16 protein-coding genes are annotated in these 17,458 nt (G+C 44.1%); 15 read left to right on the plus strand and 1 reads right to left on the minus strand.

Going from position 1 to position 17,458, the window contains the following annotated elements; all coding sequences use genetic code 11:
• Window positions 1–10: 10 nt before the first annotated feature.
• From flgL to AC6CIF_RS09020, 14 genes are all read left to right on the plus strand, one after another.
• A complete protein-coding gene (gene flgL / locus AC6CIF_RS08955; protein WP_498199127.1) occupies window positions 11–931 on the plus strand; it encodes a flagellar hook-associated protein FlgL in 921 nt (306 codons plus the stop codon).
• Between the two features lie 16 nt (window positions 932–947).
• Window positions 948–1,517, plus strand: coding sequence for a DUF6470 family protein (locus AC6CIF_RS08960; RefSeq protein WP_498199129.1), 570 nt, complete (start codon window positions 948–950; stop codon window positions 1,515–1,517).
• A 52-nt stretch (window positions 1,518–1,569) separates the two neighbouring features.
• Window positions 1,570–2,049 (plus strand): flagellar assembly protein FliW, encoded by a 480-nt coding sequence (fliW, locus tag AC6CIF_RS08965; RefSeq protein ID WP_498199131.1) that lies wholly within the window; start codon window positions 1,570–1,572, stop codon window positions 2,047–2,049.
• A 1-nt stretch (window position 2,050) separates the two neighbouring features.
• Window positions 2,051–2,296 (plus strand): carbon storage regulator CsrA, encoded by a 246-nt coding sequence (csrA, locus tag AC6CIF_RS08970; protein WP_498199133.1) that lies wholly within the window; start codon window positions 2,051–2,053, stop codon window positions 2,294–2,296.
• Between the two features lie 144 nt (window positions 2,297–2,440).
• Window positions 2,441–3,655: a flagellin N-terminal helical domain-containing protein gene (locus AC6CIF_RS08975; protein ID WP_498199135.1), complete on the plus strand. Its 1,215-nt coding sequence runs from the start codon at window positions 2,441–2,443 to the stop codon at window positions 3,653–3,655.
• 136 nt (window positions 3,656–3,791) lie between these two features.
• Entirely contained in the window at window positions 3,792–4,175 is a 384-nt protein-coding gene (locus AC6CIF_RS08980) for a flagellar protein FlaG (protein WP_498199136.1), read from the plus strand.
• 17 nt (window positions 4,176–4,192) lie between these two features.
• On the plus strand, window positions 4,193–6,079 hold the full coding sequence (gene fliD / locus AC6CIF_RS08985) for a flagellar filament capping protein FliD (protein WP_498199138.1): 1,887 nt from the start codon (window positions 4,193–4,195) through the stop codon (window positions 6,077–6,079).
• A gap of 18 nt (window positions 6,080–6,097) precedes the next feature.
• Window positions 6,098–6,508 (plus strand): flagellar export chaperone FliS, encoded by a 411-nt coding sequence (gene fliS, locus AC6CIF_RS08990; protein WP_491103703.1) that lies wholly within the window; start codon window positions 6,098–6,100, stop codon window positions 6,506–6,508.
• Window positions 6,509–6,518: 10 nt separating this feature from the next.
• On the plus strand, window positions 6,519–6,842 hold the full coding sequence (fliT, locus tag AC6CIF_RS08995) for a flagellar protein FliT (RefSeq protein ID WP_498199140.1): 324 nt from the start codon (window positions 6,519–6,521) through the stop codon (window positions 6,840–6,842).
• Between the two features lie 321 nt (window positions 6,843–7,163).
• On the plus strand, window positions 7,164–7,361 hold the full coding sequence (locus tag AC6CIF_RS09000; RefSeq protein WP_024631599.1) for a cold shock domain-containing protein: 198 nt from the start codon (window positions 7,164–7,166) through the stop codon (window positions 7,359–7,361).
• Window positions 7,362–7,782: 421 nt separating this feature from the next.
• Window positions 7,783–8,346, plus strand: a complete 564-nt coding sequence (gene hpf, locus AC6CIF_RS09005; protein ID WP_498199142.1) for a ribosome hibernation-promoting factor, HPF/YfiA family — start codon at window positions 7,783–7,785, stop codon at window positions 8,344–8,346.
• A 982-nt stretch (window positions 8,347–9,328) separates the two neighbouring features.
• Window positions 9,329–11,833: a preprotein translocase subunit SecA gene (secA, locus tag AC6CIF_RS09010; RefSeq protein WP_498199143.1), complete on the plus strand. Its 2,505-nt coding sequence runs from the start codon at window positions 9,329–9,331 to the stop codon at window positions 11,831–11,833.
• Window positions 11,834–12,273: 440 nt separating this feature from the next.
• Window positions 12,274–13,387 (plus strand): peptide chain release factor 2 gene (gene prfB / locus AC6CIF_RS09015; RefSeq protein ID WP_145324346.1). Its coding sequence is split into 2 segments (ribosomal slippage): window positions 12,274–12,345 and window positions 12,347–13,387, totalling 1,113 coding nucleotides; the frame shifts between segments, so codons are not numbered across the junction.
• 93 nt (window positions 13,388–13,480) lie between these two features.
• A complete protein-coding gene (locus AC6CIF_RS09020; protein WP_145324344.1) occupies window positions 13,481–14,389 on the plus strand; it encodes a YitT family protein in 909 nt (302 codons plus the stop codon).
• A gap of 121 nt (window positions 14,390–14,510) precedes the next feature.
• On the opposite strand, the gene cls is transcribed toward AC6CIF_RS09020, so the two are convergent.
• Entirely contained in the window at window positions 14,511–15,959 is a 1,449-nt protein-coding gene (cls, locus tag AC6CIF_RS09025; RefSeq protein ID WP_498199145.1) for a cardiolipin synthase, read from the minus strand.
• Window positions 15,960–16,288: 329 nt separating this feature from the next.
• On the opposite strand from cls, the gene argC reads away from it, so the two are divergent.
• The gene (argC, locus tag AC6CIF_RS09030; RefSeq protein WP_498199146.1) at window positions 16,289–17,338 is read left to right on the plus strand and encodes an N-acetyl-gamma-glutamyl-phosphate reductase; all 1,050 of its coding nucleotides are present in this window, start codon (window positions 16,289–16,291) and stop codon (window positions 17,336–17,338) included.
• Window positions 17,339–17,458: the final 120 nt, after the last annotated feature.

Raw genomic sequence — 17,458 nt, forward strand, 5'->3', positions numbered from 1 at the left:
ATAACAGACCATGAGAATAACCAATAATATGCTCAGTTCACAGCTACTTTTGAACCTGAACCGGAATGCTCAGCAGATGAATAACACACAAACCCAGCTGGCAACGGGGCGTAAAATTAATAAACCCTCGGATGATCCGGTAGGGATTACGTACTCCCTTCGTTATCGGGCAGAACTCTCATCCAATGAGCAGTATCAGAAAAATGTGGATAGCGCGGTTTCCTGGCTGGAGTTTAACGATACCGTTCTGAATCAAGCGGGGAGTGTATTGCAACGTATTCGCGAGTTAGCGGTACAAGGTGCAACTGATACCAACCCCCAGTCTGCACTTGACAGTATCAATGAAGAGGTGAAACAACTTAAGGGACAACTTATTGATGTTTCTAACAGTAAACTGAATGGTAAGTATATTTTCAATGGTGAAACCTATGATGTTAAGCCGTATGATTTCCCTACTAGTGCAGACGGTTCCCTGGATACGACGAATGCAGCATCAGTGGCTACAGACAAGGGGAAAATTAATTTTATTGTTGGGGAGAGTGTGCAGCTTCCCATTAATGTAAATGGCAATGAAGTATTCGGCTTTGAAACAGAAGATGATCATTTGTTCGTGACAGTCGACAATATTATAAAGGCACTAGCAAGTGGGGATACGAAGGAATTATCGAATCAATTAGAAAATATAGATACCCGAATGAACAAAATGTTGGCAATCCGCGCCGAGATTGGTGCGAAAACTAACCGGGTAGACTTAATGACGGATCGTTTGACTGATCTTGAGATTAATCTGACGGATATGCAGGCCAAGGTGGAGGATGCAGACGTTGCAGAAGTGATGATGAAAGCTAAAATACAGGAGAATATTTATAATGCTTCCCTATCTGCTGGAGCTAAGATTATTTCTCCGTCGTTAGTGGATTTCCTTAGATAGGAAGGGGAGATACGCCTTGAAGACTCTTCCCATTGTTCAGATTCGAACAACGCCATCCATATTGAATATGGATACTAACCCTGGTCAATACTCTATTCGTCAGCCTAAGGCGGAAGTACAGCTTAATACCAGACCAGCGAAGTTAACCGTTCAGAGTCATCCGATCACTCTTCATGTAGATCAGAGCAAAGCTTTCTCTGCCTATAATGGTGGAAATATGATTGACATGAATGCACGTATCTATTCAGGAATCCAGCAACAGTTCTTGCAAAACATGGCTGAACGTGTTCAGCAAGGGAATCAATTAGCTGCCATCCATAAACCGGGGAATACGATAGCTGATATTATAGGTGCGGATTGGCAGTCCAAGCCCTTTCCAGAAACAAGAACTCCCGCATCATTTGATAACGTAGATATTCAAATTGATACGAGACCGCCAGATATTAGTTATGAACCAGCTGTTTCTGAAATGAATGTTATTGTTAATAAACCGGAAATTGAGTATCAAAGAGGCAAGCTAGATATCTACGTGAAACAATACGCATCAGTTCAATACACTCCACCTGCCATAGATATGGGGTTGTGAGTTATAATGTAGAGCTATAGACGGTCTTGGAAGCAGCCCGCTATGGCTCTTTTTGCATAAATTCTTCGCCAAGGAGGCGTTTGGTATTATTATTCATACAAGCACGTGGGGAGAAGTAGAGGTTAGTGGGGACGATGTATATCAGTTTCCGAAAGGTCTGCCGGGATTTGAAGACGAGACGGAATTTGCCTTAATTCCATGGGAGGGTACACCGTTCAGTTACTTACAGTCGCTGCAAGAACCCGATTTATCTTTCTTGTTAGTGAGTCCATTTACGTTTGTATCTGATTATAGTTTTGAACTGAGTGAGGTAGATAAGGAAGAGATGGGCATCGTGGATCAGGTATCGGTGTACTCTATAGTTACAATCCATTCTCAAACAAATAAATCTACAATGAATCTACTTGCGCCAGTTGTGCTTAATCCCGAAAATCGTGTGGGTAAGCAAGTTGTACTCCATCAATCCAGCTATGAGACACGTCATCTCATATGGGCAGAAGATGAAGCAAACTCAGCGAAGGGTGGAGTCTGACATGCTGGTATTATCACGAAAAAAGGGCGAGTCTATTGTAATTCAGGATCATATTGAGGTCACTGTGCTCGCTGTAGAAGGGGATACCGTGCGAATCGGAATCTCTGCACCCAAGCATATCGATATCTTTCGTCAGGAGATTTATGCATCAATCCAGGAGACCAATCGTGAGTCTGCAACACCTCTGACAGCCAACGTTGAAGCGTTTATGGAACGCTTGCGGAATGATAGTACTAAAAAAGAATAAAAAAATTCCAATTTGCTATAAACAGTTGATCCTCTTCTGTCGATATATAATTTAGACGCTGCTTCGGCAGGGCGGCCGACCTTAATGTCGCGGCGTTTACCACATGGATGTGGAACTAACTCAATTTCAGGGAGGAAATACCAAATGATTATCAACCACAATATCGCAGCGATGAATACTCATCGTCAACTGACTACTAACACTGCAAACACAAACAAAAATATCGAGAAATTGTCTTCCGGTCTTCGTATCAACCGTGCCGGTGACGATGCTGCCGGTCTGGCAATCTCCGAAAAAATGCGTGGTCAAATCCGTGGTTTGGACATGGCTTCCAAAAACTCACAAGATGCGATCTCTTTGATTCAAACTGCTGAAGGCGCATTGAACGAAACCCACAGCATTCTGCAACGTATGCGTGAGCTCTCTGTTCAATCTTCAAATGATACAAACACAGATGCTGACCGTAAAGAACTTCAATCCGAAGTTAAACAATTGGTTACTGAGTTGGACCGTATCGGTAACACTACAGAGTTCAATACGAAGAAATTGTTGGACGGTTCTGCTAAAGGTGTAACTGAAGCAGTAGCTGGTACAGCAAAAGTTAACAATAACTCCGGTGTTAAAATTGATTCTGCAGCCTTGGAAAATTTGAATAAGGCTGCGGGTACATCAGGTGCGACTGGAACACAATCCAAGGTTGATGGGGCTTACATGATTGTAAGAACTGGCGTTTCTGATCCAGCAGCTACAGGATTCGATCCAGATGATTATAAAATCATTGGACCAGACGGTAAAGATTCTACTGGCATTGCAATCACAAGTAAAGACTTACTTACTTTTGACGGTTCAGTTCTTAATGGTGGCGCAACTACATTAGCAGTTGGCGATTTACATGTGAACATGAAAGTCGGAGAAAGTATGACTTTTGTATTTGGTAAAGATGAAGCTGCGAGTAGTGATCTGGCTAACTCCATCATGACCCAAATCGGTGCGAACGCTGGTCAAACGGCATTTATCTCTGTTGGAGATATGCGTGCAGATGCTCTTGGTGTTAAAAAGATTGATATTTCCAGCAAGTTTGGTGCGGCAACTGCAATTGAAACCGTTCAAAACGCTATGCAAAAAGTTTCTTCCCAACGTAGTAACCTGGGTGCTATGCAAAACCGTTTGGAACACACAATCAATAACTTGGGTGCAGCTTCCGAGAACTTGAGTGCAGCTGAATCCCGTATTCGTGACGTGGACATGGCTAAAGAAATGATGGCTCAAACGAAGAACAACATTCTTGCTCAAGCTTCACAAGCAATGTTGGCACAAGCTAACCAACAACCACAAGGCGTACTGCAATTGCTTCGTTAATTTCTTCTTGTATGACCAAAGCTCCGGGAAATCCCGGAGCTTTTTTCTTTTTTTCGCTTGACAGCTATAAAATCCTAAATTATCCCTGAATGAAACCGATATATAATATAAATGAGCGTCGCTGGAGGTCAGGATAATGAATGTACAGTTTTCACTTACTGCTAGTTCTACAATAAATAAGTCTAGCGGTACAGAGAGCAGTCACAGCACAGAACCGATATCACAGGTAAAACCATTTTCTCCAATTCAAGATATTAAAGGAACGGGGGAGAAGCAAGGTTCGCACGTATCTGTAGCTGAAGAACAGCTTATTCGAACGATTGAACAAGCAGTGAAGTCTCTACAAGGACCTCAGACCACGCTGGAGATCAGCATCCACGAGAAGACGCATGATATTATGGTGAAGGTACTTAATAAAGATACCGGCGAATTAATTCGTGAAGTTCCCCCAGAGAAAACGCTGGATCTTGTCGCTAAAATGATGGAAATAGCAGGTATACTGGTGGACGAGAAAATCTAACATTTGGAGGTGCTGATTTGGTTACAAGAATAAATGGGTTTTCTGGCATGGATATTGATAGTATGGTCAAGAGCATGATGGCAACGAAGCGGGTACCGCTAGATAAACTTAATCAGGATAAGCAAATATTACAGTGGACCAGAGAAGGATATCGTGAACTGAACAGTGTGCTGTACGATTTTCGTACAAACAAGCTGAACGATAAATATAAAAAGTCTGACTCTCTAAATGCGAATAAAGCTGTGACTACAGGAAACACAAACGCAGTAAAAGCCGAAGCTACTGCTACGGCAACCGGAGTGGATATGAAGGTCAGTGTAACTAAACTTGCGACCAAAACCACACTTCAGACTCCTGGCTTAGGCCAGGGCGTACCTAGTTCAACTTCACTGGCACAGCTAGATGGTATCGCATTGTCAGAGCTTAGTGAAGAAGAAGAAGCTGCATATCTTAAGAAAGGTTTTGACATTACCATTAATGGAGTGAGCTTTAAGGATAGTGCGGGTAATTCACTATTTAATGGTATGACATCTATATCTTCTATGATAGCAACAATCAATTCCAATGAAAAAGCCAATGCTGTCGCAAGTTATGATGAGATAACTGGAAAGCTGTCGATTGCATCTAAAGTTGGAGGGGATGCAGGGAAGGTAGAGGTTGCAACTCCGGCTGGAAGTAATTCATTATTGGCGCTGTTTTCCAAAAAAACAGTGGTAGAAACGAATGGAGCGGGGGGAACGGTATCGAATACTCAAACACTTGCTGAATTGCAGAAGATGTTGGATGGTAAAGATCCAGAACCTGGTGCTCCAGCCAAAATATACAGTTTCAGCATTAATGGGAGTAACTTTTCATTCGATGCTTCGACCTCAATAGATGCAGTAGTATCAGCAATTAATTCAAAAACAGATGCTAATGTGTTTGCAAAAGTCGATGGCGGTAAACTAACGATCACCGGTAATAATGGTGGAGAAGTGAAGATGGGCGGAGCTTCCTACGAATTTTTGAATTTATTCAAGGGAGCTGTACCTTTTGCCGAGGGCGCGGATGCGATCAAAGAGGTTATTAAAGGTGAGAATGCAGAAGTCACAATTAATGGTGAACCTATAAAAAACGTTACTAGTAACGTTTTCACTATCAACGGTGTTCAACTTACATTATTGGACGTTACTAATAGTAGCGGTACAGATGTTCCTACCAATGTTAAAACCCAAAGTGATCCGGATAAGGCGCTGGAATCTATCAAGGGTTTCATAGAGGACTACAATAATTTAATAAAAGCCCTTAATAGCAAAGTTAATGAAACTAAGTATCGTGACTTTAAGCCTCTGTCAGATGAACAAAAAAAGGAACTGAAAGAAGGCGAAATTGATAGTTGGACAGAGAAGGCCAAAAGCGGTTTATTCAAAAATAACGACATAATCACAAGTGTTCTCTCGAAAATGAGAGAAGCAATTACGGAGAAACTTGGAAGTCTTAATGCAATTGGTATTACTACAGGAAATTATATGGAGAACGGTAAGCTGGTAATAGCGGATGAGACGAAGCTGAAAAATGCTATAAGTGCTAACCCACAACTTACTATTGATCTATTTCAAGGTTCCGCCAATGCTCCGGATTCAGGCATCTTCAATAAATTGACCAATAGCATTACAGGCACTTTAGATATGATTTCTGCTCGCGCGGGTACCAATAAATTCTCGATGGATTTAACGAGTACTTTTAAAGAGGAAAGTGTCATTGGGAAACAACTTAAAGGTTATAATAGTCGGATACTAACGATGCAAAGAAACCTTCAAATGACAGAAGATCGCTATTACAAGCAATTTTCTGCGATGGAATCAGCGATGAATAAATTGCAAACACAGTCGTCGAGTCTTTTGTCCAGTATGGGACTATCTTAATTTAAAGGGTGAGACCATTTGATTACATCTCCTTATGATAAATACCGTCAATCCTCGGTTCAGACTTCGAACCCTGCGCAGTTGGTTATTATGTTGTATGACGGGGCAATTCGTTTTGTCAAGACGGCTATGGATGGGTTGGCACAGAAGGATAATGAGAAGGCGAATCTGAATCTTGGAAAAGCTCAAACCATTGTTAGTGAACTGATGAGTACCTTGGATCGTTCTTATGATATTTCGAAGAGTCTATACTCACTATATGAATATACGAATTATCTGCTTGTGGAAGCGAATATTCGTAAAGATGTGACCAAAGCCGAAGAAGCAGTGGGATATTTAACGGATCTTCGTGAAACGTGGCTACAGGCTTCCAAAATTGCTGCAGGGCAAGAAGCGTCACCTGTTTCTACTGAAAGTGCTCATGGATAAATTGACGTACATGACTCAGCTGCAGCAGCTAACGAGAACTATAATGGATATATTGTATGAAGCGAATTATGAACAGCTTGAAGCTTTTGTTGAGGAACGTCAGATCATTATTGATGGACTCGCTGAACAGTTCGCATTACAGGCCGCAAGTTTAATTGAGAAGATGGAAATTGAACAACTCTTAAGCAATGATCATGAGATTGTAGCACGTATGAACGTTTTGCGACTGGAAGCACAGGATTGGTTGCATAAGCGTGGTCAGGCCAAGACACAGAGAAATGCTTACGAGTCGAGCTATACGCCAGATAGCTTTTTGATGGACAAGAAAAAATAAGCAACATACAAATACCCTTCATGCAACCCTCGACTAAACTGATTTGTCAGTAGGATTGTGTGAAGGGTGTTTTTGCTGATAATATATCTTAAACTAGGTCATTTCATCTTAGCTCCCACGACTTATCAACTCTCCAATAAACTGATATATTCAAGATATCCCAGCGTTCAACACAATCCCCAATTAATCTACAAAAAATTCCAAGAAAACATTTACTTTTCCAATTGACAGTGGATAACTTTGGATGGTATTATCTGAATTGTGGGCTAAGGTTAAGGCCAAAAGCTTCACTTCATTTGATGACGAAGGGAATGTTAGTGCATGCAAGGTAAAGTAAAATGGTTCAACGCAGAAAAAGGTTACGGTTTCATTGAAACTGAAGACGGCGGCGACGTATTCGTACATTTCTCCGCAATTCAATCCGAAGGATTCAAAACTTTGGAAGAAGGTCAATCCGTAGAATTCGACATCGTCGAAGGCGCGCGTGGACCGCAAGCAGCTAACGTAATCAAATTATAATCATCCGGACAATCCGACCTACATATATGGTTAGATGGTTACCAAATTGAATTATCGCTAGCATCAGACTCCGGTACGTTCCGGGGTCTTTTTTTGTTCTAATAGATTCGAGATTTAAGGATCATCCGAGGAGCATTATTCTTAAGAATTTGATAGATTTAAGAGATAGATTGAAGTTCATTTTACATAATAGATTGAGCAAGCTCAAAATGGGTTAATTACATCATCAAGCGCCTAATAAGACATAGCATGTAAATTTGCGATTATGGCTGAATATGCCGGAATATCGCGAAATATGGCGTTATGCCTACGTTGGCAGATGTGGCTTGAACAGATGTCATTATTCGGTCACCTGGAGTTTTTACATGGCGCTTACATTCGTGTTATAATGAAGTGGCAAAGGAAAAAGGAGGAGTGCCCTATGAATTTAAGTATTCGAGGTCAACAAATCGAGGTTACTGATGCTTTGAAGGATTATGTCGACAAAAAGTTGAGTAGACTCGAGAAGTATTTCGATGCACCCCTTAACTCTGACGGTGCTGTTACATTGAGCACGACGAGAGGCTTGCATACGGTAGAGGTGACGATCCCTTTGAAAGGCATTGTGCTCCGCGCAGAGGATGAGAGCGACGATATGTACGCATCCATTGACTCCGTGGTAGACAAGCTGGAACGTCAGATCCGCAAACATAAAACAAAAATTAACCGTAAGTTCCGCCAGGAAGGCAGCCTGAAAACGCTCTTCGTTGAAGATCCAACAGGCACTGTAGCTACAGCTGAACTGGATACGGACACGGATGAAGATGATCTGGAAGTTGTACGGACGAAACGCTTTATGTTGAAACCAATGGACGTGGAAGAGGCAATCCTCCAAATGAACATGGTTGGCCACAATTTCTTCGTATTCTCCAACATTGACAGTGAAGAAGTTAGCGTTGTTTACAAACGGAACGATGGTAAGTACGGATTGATCGAACAAGGTTAATCTTAACGTACAAGATCATCGGATCGGACTTGGGTATAATATCTAATAATAATGAACACAGGAACTGTAGTTTCCTGGATTAGACTTAACAAGAGCTTCCATCCCTTAGGGATGGGGCTCTTTTGTGCATAAAGGGGCTGGGAAAATGACCTTTGGAAATAAAATGGTGAAACTATTCCCTATGCTGCTGCGTCTAATAGATAGTAAGAAGAAGCACAAACTGTGCAATCATACGACCCAGATTCAGATGGTTACGAAAATATTCGTACACATGCATTCGAGAACTGGATATTGAGATTTACATCCAAATTTACCATCAAAATTCGTTGACAGGGCGGTCTACCGTGCAAAATCAAACATGGCAATCCATGGCTTCTGCTAACGACTATGATTTTTTGCACTTAAACTCAATTTGATATGTCTCAGAAGTTCAAAGAAGTGTGCCGTGGCGTGTTGCGGCGACCCTTACAAACTGTTACAATTTATGCAAAGAGAATCATTGTCCTGATGGAGAATTGTCAACGAATGATCGCTAATCATAATCAATGACAGGCACAGCACCATGAACATGATTCGCAAGGCTCGGGCTTCGGCTAGTTTTTAATAACCGAATCCGTTAGAATACCGAATCAGCTTCATGAGGAACCCTTGGCAAGCCTGAAGTTGATTCATCATATTACTTATTAGTATATGATTTGAATTTGATTTTTACAGGGATGACGAAGAGGGCAGAAATGACCTGTAGAAGCGAAGCGTTCGCCTTTATCCCCTGATTTCCCCCTCTGAGAAGAGAGTTTAAAAGAAATCAGGGGATAACAGCGATCGAAAGGACATTCTGGCAACTGAGTTGACGAAGTGTAATCTTCATTAAGCTCAAATCATATTGTTTGTCACCCCCGGGCAAGTGGATGCAACATCCATCCGATGGTGTCGCGTGGCGGCAACAGGGGGTCTATTCTGTTTTGCACGAAAGGGGTATACCATGCTAGGACTTGTCAAAAAGATCTTCGGCGACATGAACGAACGTGATGTTAAACGTCTGATGAAGACGGTCGATGTGATCAATAAACTGGAACCACAATTTCAGGCGTTGTCTGATGAACAACTGAAAGGTAAAACGGACGAATACCGTGCTCGTATTGAAAAGGGAGAAACGACAGATGAACTTCTTCCAGAGGCATTTGCAACCGTGCGTGAGGCATCACGCCGTGTACTGGGCAAACGTCACTACGATGTACAGATGCTGGGTGGTATCGCTCTGCATGAAGGCCGTATTTCCGAGATGAAAACGGGTGAAGGTAAAACACTGGTAGGAACACTTCCGGTATATCTGAACGCATTGATGTCCAAAGGCGTACACGTGGTTACGGTCAATGACTATTTGGCACAGCGGGATAGCCAGGAAATGGGACAAATCTACGAATTCATGGGCATGACGGTAGGGGTTAACCTGAGCGGTATGGACCATGCTTTGAAACAACATGCTTATGCATGTGATATTACGTACGGAACGAACAACGAATTTGGTTTTGACTATCTGCGTGACAACATGGTGCTGTACAAAGAGCAAATGGTACAACGTCCATTGTTCTTCTGTATCATTGACGAAGTGGACTCAATTTTGGTCGATGAGGCGCGTACGCCGCTCATTATCTCTGGACAAGCTCAGAAATCGACGGACATGTACTATTCAGCAGATCGTTTTGTGAAGCGTCTGGTTCCTGAAGAAGACTTTACGGTAGACATCAAGGTGAAATCCGTAGCGTTGACTGAGGCGGGCGTGGCAAAAGCAGAGAAGGCATTTGGTATTGAGAACTTGTATGATCATGCCAATGTTACACTTAACCATCACATCGTACAGGGCTTGAAAGCCAACGTAATCATGCGTCGTGACGTGGATTATGTTGTCAGTGATGAGGAAGTTATGATCGTCGATGAATTCACAGGTCGTCTGATGTCTGGACGTCGTTACAGTGATGGATTGCACCAAGCGATTGAAGCCAAAGAGGGCATTGAAGTACAAAATGAGAGCATGACGCTTGCTACGATTACCTTCCAGAACTATTTCCGGATGTACCGTAAACTCGCGGGCATGACGGGTACAGCGAAAACCGAGGAAGAAGAGTTCAAAAAAATCTACGGTCTCGAAGTACTGCAAATTCCAACCAACCTTCCGAACAAACGGGATGACATGGCAGATGTCGTGTACAAGAGCATCGATGGCAAGTTCAATGCCGTTGTAGAAGAGATCGTGGCACGCCACAGTAAGAACCAGCCGGTTCTGGTAGGTACAGTATCTATCGAGAACTCGGAACGCCTGTCTGACATGCTCAAACGCCGTGGTGTAAAACACCAGGTACTGAACGCCAAGTACCATGCGGAAGAAGCAGAGATCATCACAGGAGCTGGACAAGCGGGTGCAGTAACGATTGCAACCAACATGGCTGGACGGGGTACGGATATTATCTTGGGTGAAGGCGTAGCTGAAGTAGGCGGCCTTCATATCATCGGTACAGAGCGTCACGAATCACGCCGGATTGATAATCAGCTGCGTGGTCGTGCGGGACGTCAAGGTGACCCGGGCTCAACACAATTCTACCTGTCACTCGGTGATGAATTGATGAGACGTTTCGGTGCAGACAATGTATTGAACATGATGGAGCGCCTTGGTTTTGAAGAGGACCAACCGATTGAGAGCCGGATGATTACCCGTGCAGTAGAATCAGCGCAAAAGCGTGTTGAAGGTAACAACTTTGACGTGCGTAAAGTCGTTCTCCAGTATGATGATGTGATGAACCAACAACGTGAAATTATATATAAACAGCGCCGTGAGGTGCTGGAATCCGAGAATATCAAACAGATCGTTATGGATATGATCAAGCCATCCATTGAACGCATCGTTGAAGCACACTGCAGTGACGATATTCCGGAGAACTGGGAGCTGCAGGAAGTTGCCGACTACATGAACAGCAAATTGCTGGATGATGGTTCGATAACAAAAGATGATCTGTGGGGCAAGGAAGCAGAGGAGATCATTGAGTTCCTGTTTACGAAAGTTCAGAACAAGTACAATGCACGTGAAGAGCGAATTGGCGAAGAGATGGTTCGTGAGTTCGAGAAAGTGGTTGTGCTCCGTGCAGTAGACAGCAAGTGGATGGATCATATTGATGCGATGGATCAATTGCGTCAAGGTATCCATCTTCGCGCCTACGGCGGTACAGATCCACTGCGTGAGTACCAGTTTGAAGGCTTCGAGATGTTCCATCAGATGATCGCTTCGATTCAGGAAGAAGTAGCAACATATGTGATGAGAGCGCAGATCGAGAGCAATCAGGAGCGTCAAGCGGTTGTTGAGGAAAGCCAGATCTCGACAAGCGGTGAGCCTGCTGAGAAACGTCCAGTGAAGGTTTCTGACCAAATCGGACGTAACGATCCATGTCCATGCGGTAGTGGCAAGAAGTTCAAACATTGCCACGGTCAAGAGTAGTACAATGGTTTTTATATACACTATAGTGTAATAAGTTGAACCTTGATTTTACACCATAACGGAGAGTGCAGAAGCAATCTGAAGAAGCGGAGCGTTCGCCTTTATCCCCGGATTTTACCCTTTTGTAAGGGGATTAAGAAAATCTGGGGATAAGAGCGATCGGAAGATGCTACTGCAATCGGAGTGATATGGTGTAAAGAATGCTGGCTCAACTTAAATAGCATGACATGAACGGCTCCTCGCAGCCGGGTATTCCATAGGATGAAGTGAAGGATGCAAAACCGGTTAATGGTGCATAGTTATAATAATATGACCATGATCACGGAGAAGAGATATACTGATACACCAGTAATCTCAACACCAGGTGGCGCATCGGATACTTGATCTGGAGGAATGCCCTGGATGCGGGGAGCTTATCTTAATGAAAAGAGGAATTGCACATGATCGATCCAAACGTGAAGCATGACCTGCGTGAAATAGGCAAGAAACTAACAAACCTTAGGGGGTCTCTTTGACTTAGATCTGAAGCAAGAGATGATCGGCAACTTCGAAGTCAAGATGTCTGCCCCGGATTTCTGGGACGACAGTGACAAGGCACAATCCGTAATCGCTGAGTTAAACGCGGTAAAGGGATCTGTAGATCAATACACCAAACTTCAACAAGATTATGATGATGCGGTGATGATGATTGAGCTGGCGGACGAAGAAGGCGACGAAGACCTCGCATCCGAGATTGGTAACAGTATTACAGCGATCGTGAACAAGGTTGCAGAGTTCGAACTTCAACTACTCCTGAATCAGCCGTACGACAAGATGAATGCGATTCTGGAGCTTCACCCGGGTGCGGGTGGTACCGAGTCTCAAGACTGGGGACAGATGCTGCTCCGGATGTATACACGCTGGTCTGAGAAGCGTGGTTTCAAGGTTGAGGTACTGGATTATCTGCCAGGTGATGAGGCTGGGATCAAAAGTGTTACGTTGTCGATCAAGGGACATAACGCTTATGGCTATCTGAAAGCCGAGAAGGGTGTACACCGACTGGTGCGGATATCTCCTTTTGATTCATCGGGCCGTAGACATACGTCATTCGTATCCTGTGATGTGGTACCGGAGATTGATGATACGATTGAATTGGACATTCGCACAGAGGATCTCAAGATCGATACGTACCGGGCAAGTGGCGCGGGTGGACAGCATATCAATACCACTGACTCTGCCGTGCGGATTACTCACCTTCCGACAGGTGTGGTTGTAACGTGTCAGAATGAGCGTTCACAGATCAAGAACCGTGAGCGTGCGATGACGATGCTCCGTTCGAAATTGTATGAGCGTAAAATTGAAGAGCAAAAACAACAGCTGGATGAAATCCGAGGAGATCAGTCGGATATTTCATGGGGTAGCCAGATTCGCTCCTATGTGTTCCATCCCTATAGTATGGTAAAGGATCACCGTACAAGTGTAGAGACTGGAAACACAGGGGCAGTAATGGACGGCGACCTCGATGCATTCATCGATGGTTATTTGCGTAGCCAGATTAAAGTAGAAACCGATTAATATAAGTTCCTGTATGGACCCATACGTGTAGGCGTATGCTGGTGTGTACAGGAGCTTTTTTTGAGTTTACAGACAAAAGGAGAGCAAGATGACATGCAACAACGATCACAACTTCACAATAACCGCAAAAAGAGGATAACTAGCCTCATTCCACTCAATGGCCCATGGAGGAACGTAGTGGATACGGTATCCATCATTGTAGGTTCGTTTTTAATCGCAGTGGCCTTTAATTTATTTTTATTACCGAATCAGATTGCTTCGGGTGGGGTGTCCGGGTTATCGATCCTGGGTAAGGAATGGCTAAATCTGGAGCCGGCATACACCCAATGGGCAATTAATATTCCGCTCCTGATCGCGGGTTTCCTGCTCATTGGCAAGCAGTATGGTGTTCGCTCAGTACTGGGAAGTATTGTCCTGCCACTGTTAGTCTATCTCACGAAGGATTGGGCCATTCCAACAACGAATCCGCTCCTTGGTTCACTGTATGGTGGGATTGGCGTTGGTCTAGGGATTGGAATTGTATACCGGGGTAGAGGATCAACAGGCGGCATGAGCATTCTTGCCAGAATCGTGCAGAAATACAGTGGGCTCAGCTACTCTCTCTGTGTTGTGATTATGGATGCCACTGTTATTATTATGGCTGCATTTGTATTATCGTTGGAACAGTCTCTCTATGCGCTGATTGGGTTGTATGTTACCGGTAAAGTAATCGATGCCGTTGAGATGGGTCTAGGCTTTTCCAAGGTGGCCTATATTATCTCCAACCAGACGGAAGCGATTAGCAAAGTGATTCTGGATGACTTGGATCGCGGATTGACGAAACTGGAAGCCAAAGGTGGTTACACTGACGATCAACGAACAGTACTGATGGTCGTGGTTGGGCAAAATGAGGTTCCTAGACTCAAAGCGTTGATCCGGTCTGTGGACCCTGGAGCTTTTGTCATTATCAGTAACGCGCATGAAGTGCTTGGCGAAGGCTTTAAGCGGGGAGAACATGTTTGAACGGGTGTAAAAACTAGTGAGTGAGCCATACAGGTTTAATAAGATATGACTTCATCAAAAAAAAAGCAGGCACATTCCTTTCTCCGAAATAGCGGAAGAGGATGTGCCTGCTTTTTTACTATTACAGAATCGGAGACAGCAGACGGGAAATCGCTTCTTTGAAGCGGATGATCAGACTGCGTTTTTTGTATTCCTCAAGCGTCATCTCCCGCGATACATGCACGTCATGCTCAAAGGTATGTACAAGTGCTGTCGCAATCGTCTCATCGTACATAAAAGCATTAACCTCAAAGTTTAACCGGAAACTGCGGTAGTCAATATTGGCGGTTCCGACAGATGCAACCAAACTGTCAATGATAAGCGTTTTGGCATGAATGAAACCATTGTCGTATATAAATACTTTGGCACCAACCTTCAACAACTCACCAATATAAGATAACGTAGCCCAATATACGAAAGCATGGTCGGGCTTATTTGGAATCATAATGCGAACATCAATGCCGGACAGACACGCGAGACGAATAGCTTCGAATACACTGGCATCCGGGATAAAATAAGGCGTTTGAATCAGAATCGATTGTTTGGCCCCGTTAATCATCTTAAGATAACTGTTCTTGATATGCTCGGTCTCTGCATCCGGTCCACTGGAGACAATCTGCATGGCAATCTTTCCTGTGCCCTCGATATGAGGGAAATGCGCGGGAACATAAGGTGTATCGTGTTGCTTGGACGCTTCATTCCAATCCAGGAGAAAACGGGTCTGCAGCGCATGAACGGCGTTCCCTTGAATACGCAGATGTGTGTCACGCCAGTAACCGAATTTCGAGTTCAAGCCCAGATACTCATCTCCGACATTAAACCCGCCCGTGTATCCAAGGTTACCATCGATGATGACAATCTTCCGGTGGTTCCGGTAGTTCATTCGCAAGTTGATCAGACTGAATTTGGATGGGAAAAAGACTTCAACCAAACCGCCTGCTTCGCGCAATTCTTTGAAAAAGCGTTTGGATACCCGCCGTGATCCGAGCGCGTCATACAGTAATCGGACTTTGATGCCTTCCCGCGCTTTGCGGATAAGTGCATCCCGGATTTTTTTGCCCAGCCGGTCGCCTCTATAAATGTAGTATTGTACGTGCACGTGATCCTGAGCTGCTTCGATGTCGTCCAAGAGCCGCTGGAATTTGTCTGTTCCATCCGTAATGATCTCGACCGCATTATCCTCTGTTAACAGAGCACCGTTCTGCTTCAGGTTCATATAGATCATATCCTGGCTACTCTCGGTTGCATGGTTACGGAAAGGGGTGCGGTTATCGTGCAACTGCGTGAGCTGGGCTTCAATACGTTCCTCTAGCCCGAGCTTCTTACGTTCTTTCCATTGGAAAAGCCGGTATCGGGTCAGGTTCTGACCGGTTAGAAGATAAAGTACAAACCCAAACACCGGAATAAAGTTCAAGACGAGCAGCCAAGCCCAGGAAGCGCTAGCATCCTTCCGTTCGAAGAAAACGACTGCTGCGGCAAAAATAATATTCAGGCCCAGGAGTACAATAAGTAAAATGGATTCGATATGCACTATAGTCCCCCACGTCTCATAATAACCATCATGAATCTATTCATATGTCCTTGATTAGCAGGTTAGTTATGAATGAGACCCTGATTGTAATGTTTCCTACTAATACGTATTTTAACAGATGTATACCTATTCGTCCCGGATGTTAAAAAAGATATGTTCGGATTGGATGGAAATCCATGTGAAATTGATGATAGAGTGTTGTATTTATATAACCAGAGTTGTATAATAATACACAAATATGCATATAAGCGACGGAATTGCTTTGTTCGGACCTTATTAAGGGATGGCTTAGCACAAGTAGCGCATACATCGAGATTGGGGGAGCGAGAGTGAATAACAAATTAAAAGTGGCAATCGTCGGTTCCACCGGCTACGGCGGGGTGGAGCTGATTCGTTTTTTCCAGAACCATCCGCTGGTTGAAATCACATCGGTGATCTCATCATCGAGCAGTGGTGAATCCATCGCAGATGGGTTTCCGCATTTGACGGACGTGATTCACAGGCCGCTCGACGGCGTCGATCCGGCTGGAATTGCGAGTCGTGCAGATCTGGTATTCACAGCGACCCCGTCCGGCGTAAGTGCGAAGCTCGTACCAAGCTTGCTGGCAGCAGGGCTTAAGGTCATTGATCTGTCTGGTGATTTCAGACTCAAAGATGGAGCAGTGTATGAAGAGTGGTATAAACATCCGGCGCCTCCAGCTGATTTGTTGGAACAGGCGGTATATGGCATGGCTGAGGTGTATGGCGAAGAAGTGAAGGGACAGAATTTTATATCCAACCCGGGCTGTTATCCAACGGCTACACTTCTTGGACTGATCCCTGCAGTAGAAGCGGGATGGATTGATCCATCCACCATTATCATTGATGCCAAATCGGGCGTATCGGGAGCGGGACGAGGAACAAGTTTGACGAACCATTATGCAGAGATGAATGAGAATTTCAAAGCTTATAAACTGAACAAACACCAACATATTCCCGAGATCGAACAAGTGCTTGGCAATATAACGGGAACGCCTGTTACGGTTACCTTTACAACACATCTGGTGCCAATGACACGTGGAATCATGAGTACGATGTATGCCAGCCTGATTGGGGAACACAGTGATCGGGAGATCGTAGATTTGTACCGCAAATATTATGAAAATAAACCTTTCGTACGTGTACGTGAACCGGGCATCTGGCCTTCGACCAAGGAAGTGTATGGATCGAACTATTGTGACATCGGATTTGCGGTGGATCCTCGCACAGGACGTTTGACGATTATTTCGGTCATCGACAATCTGGTGAAGGGTGCATCCGGGCAAGCGATTCAAAATATGAACCTGATGATGGGATGGGAGGAGAACCTCGGGCTGAACATGACACCGGTATATCCATAAGAGATGGAATTCAAGAGGAGCATAAGTACATTCGTTGTAAAAGTGCATTCTCGGAGCCACTTAGGGAGAACGGATCAGGTTAAGCAGGCGATCATCAGCATATAGCTGAACGCATACGGG

The organism is Paenibacillus sp. GQ49 (genome assembly GCF_059759055.1).

Coding starts and splice junctions, on each gene's coding strand:
- flgL (WP_498199127.1), top strand. CDS start 11: ATGAGAATAACCAATAATATGCTCAGTTCACAGCTACTTTTGAACCTG.
- csrA (WP_498199133.1), top strand. CDS start 2,051: ATGCTGGTATTATCACGAAAAAAGGGCGAGTCTATTGTAATTCAGGAT.
- AC6CIF_RS08975 (WP_498199135.1), top strand. CDS start 2,441: ATGATTATCAACCACAATATCGCAGCGATGAATACTCATCGTCAACTG.
- AC6CIF_RS08980 (WP_498199136.1), top strand. CDS start 3,792: ATGAATGTACAGTTTTCACTTACTGCTAGTTCTACAATAAATAAGTCT.
- fliT (WP_498199140.1), top strand. CDS start 6,519: ATGACTCAGCTGCAGCAGCTAACGAGAACTATAATGGATATATTGTAT.
- AC6CIF_RS09000 (WP_024631599.1), top strand. CDS start 7,164: ATGCAAGGTAAAGTAAAATGGTTCAACGCAGAAAAAGGTTACGGTTTC.
- hpf (WP_498199142.1), top strand. CDS start 7,783: ATGAATTTAAGTATTCGAGGTCAACAAATCGAGGTTACTGATGCTTTG.
- secA (WP_498199143.1), top strand. CDS start 9,329: ATGCTAGGACTTGTCAAAAAGATCTTCGGCGACATGAACGAACGTGAT.
- AC6CIF_RS09020 (WP_145324344.1), top strand. CDS start 13,481: ATGCAACAACGATCACAACTTCACAATAACCGCAAAAAGAGGATAACT.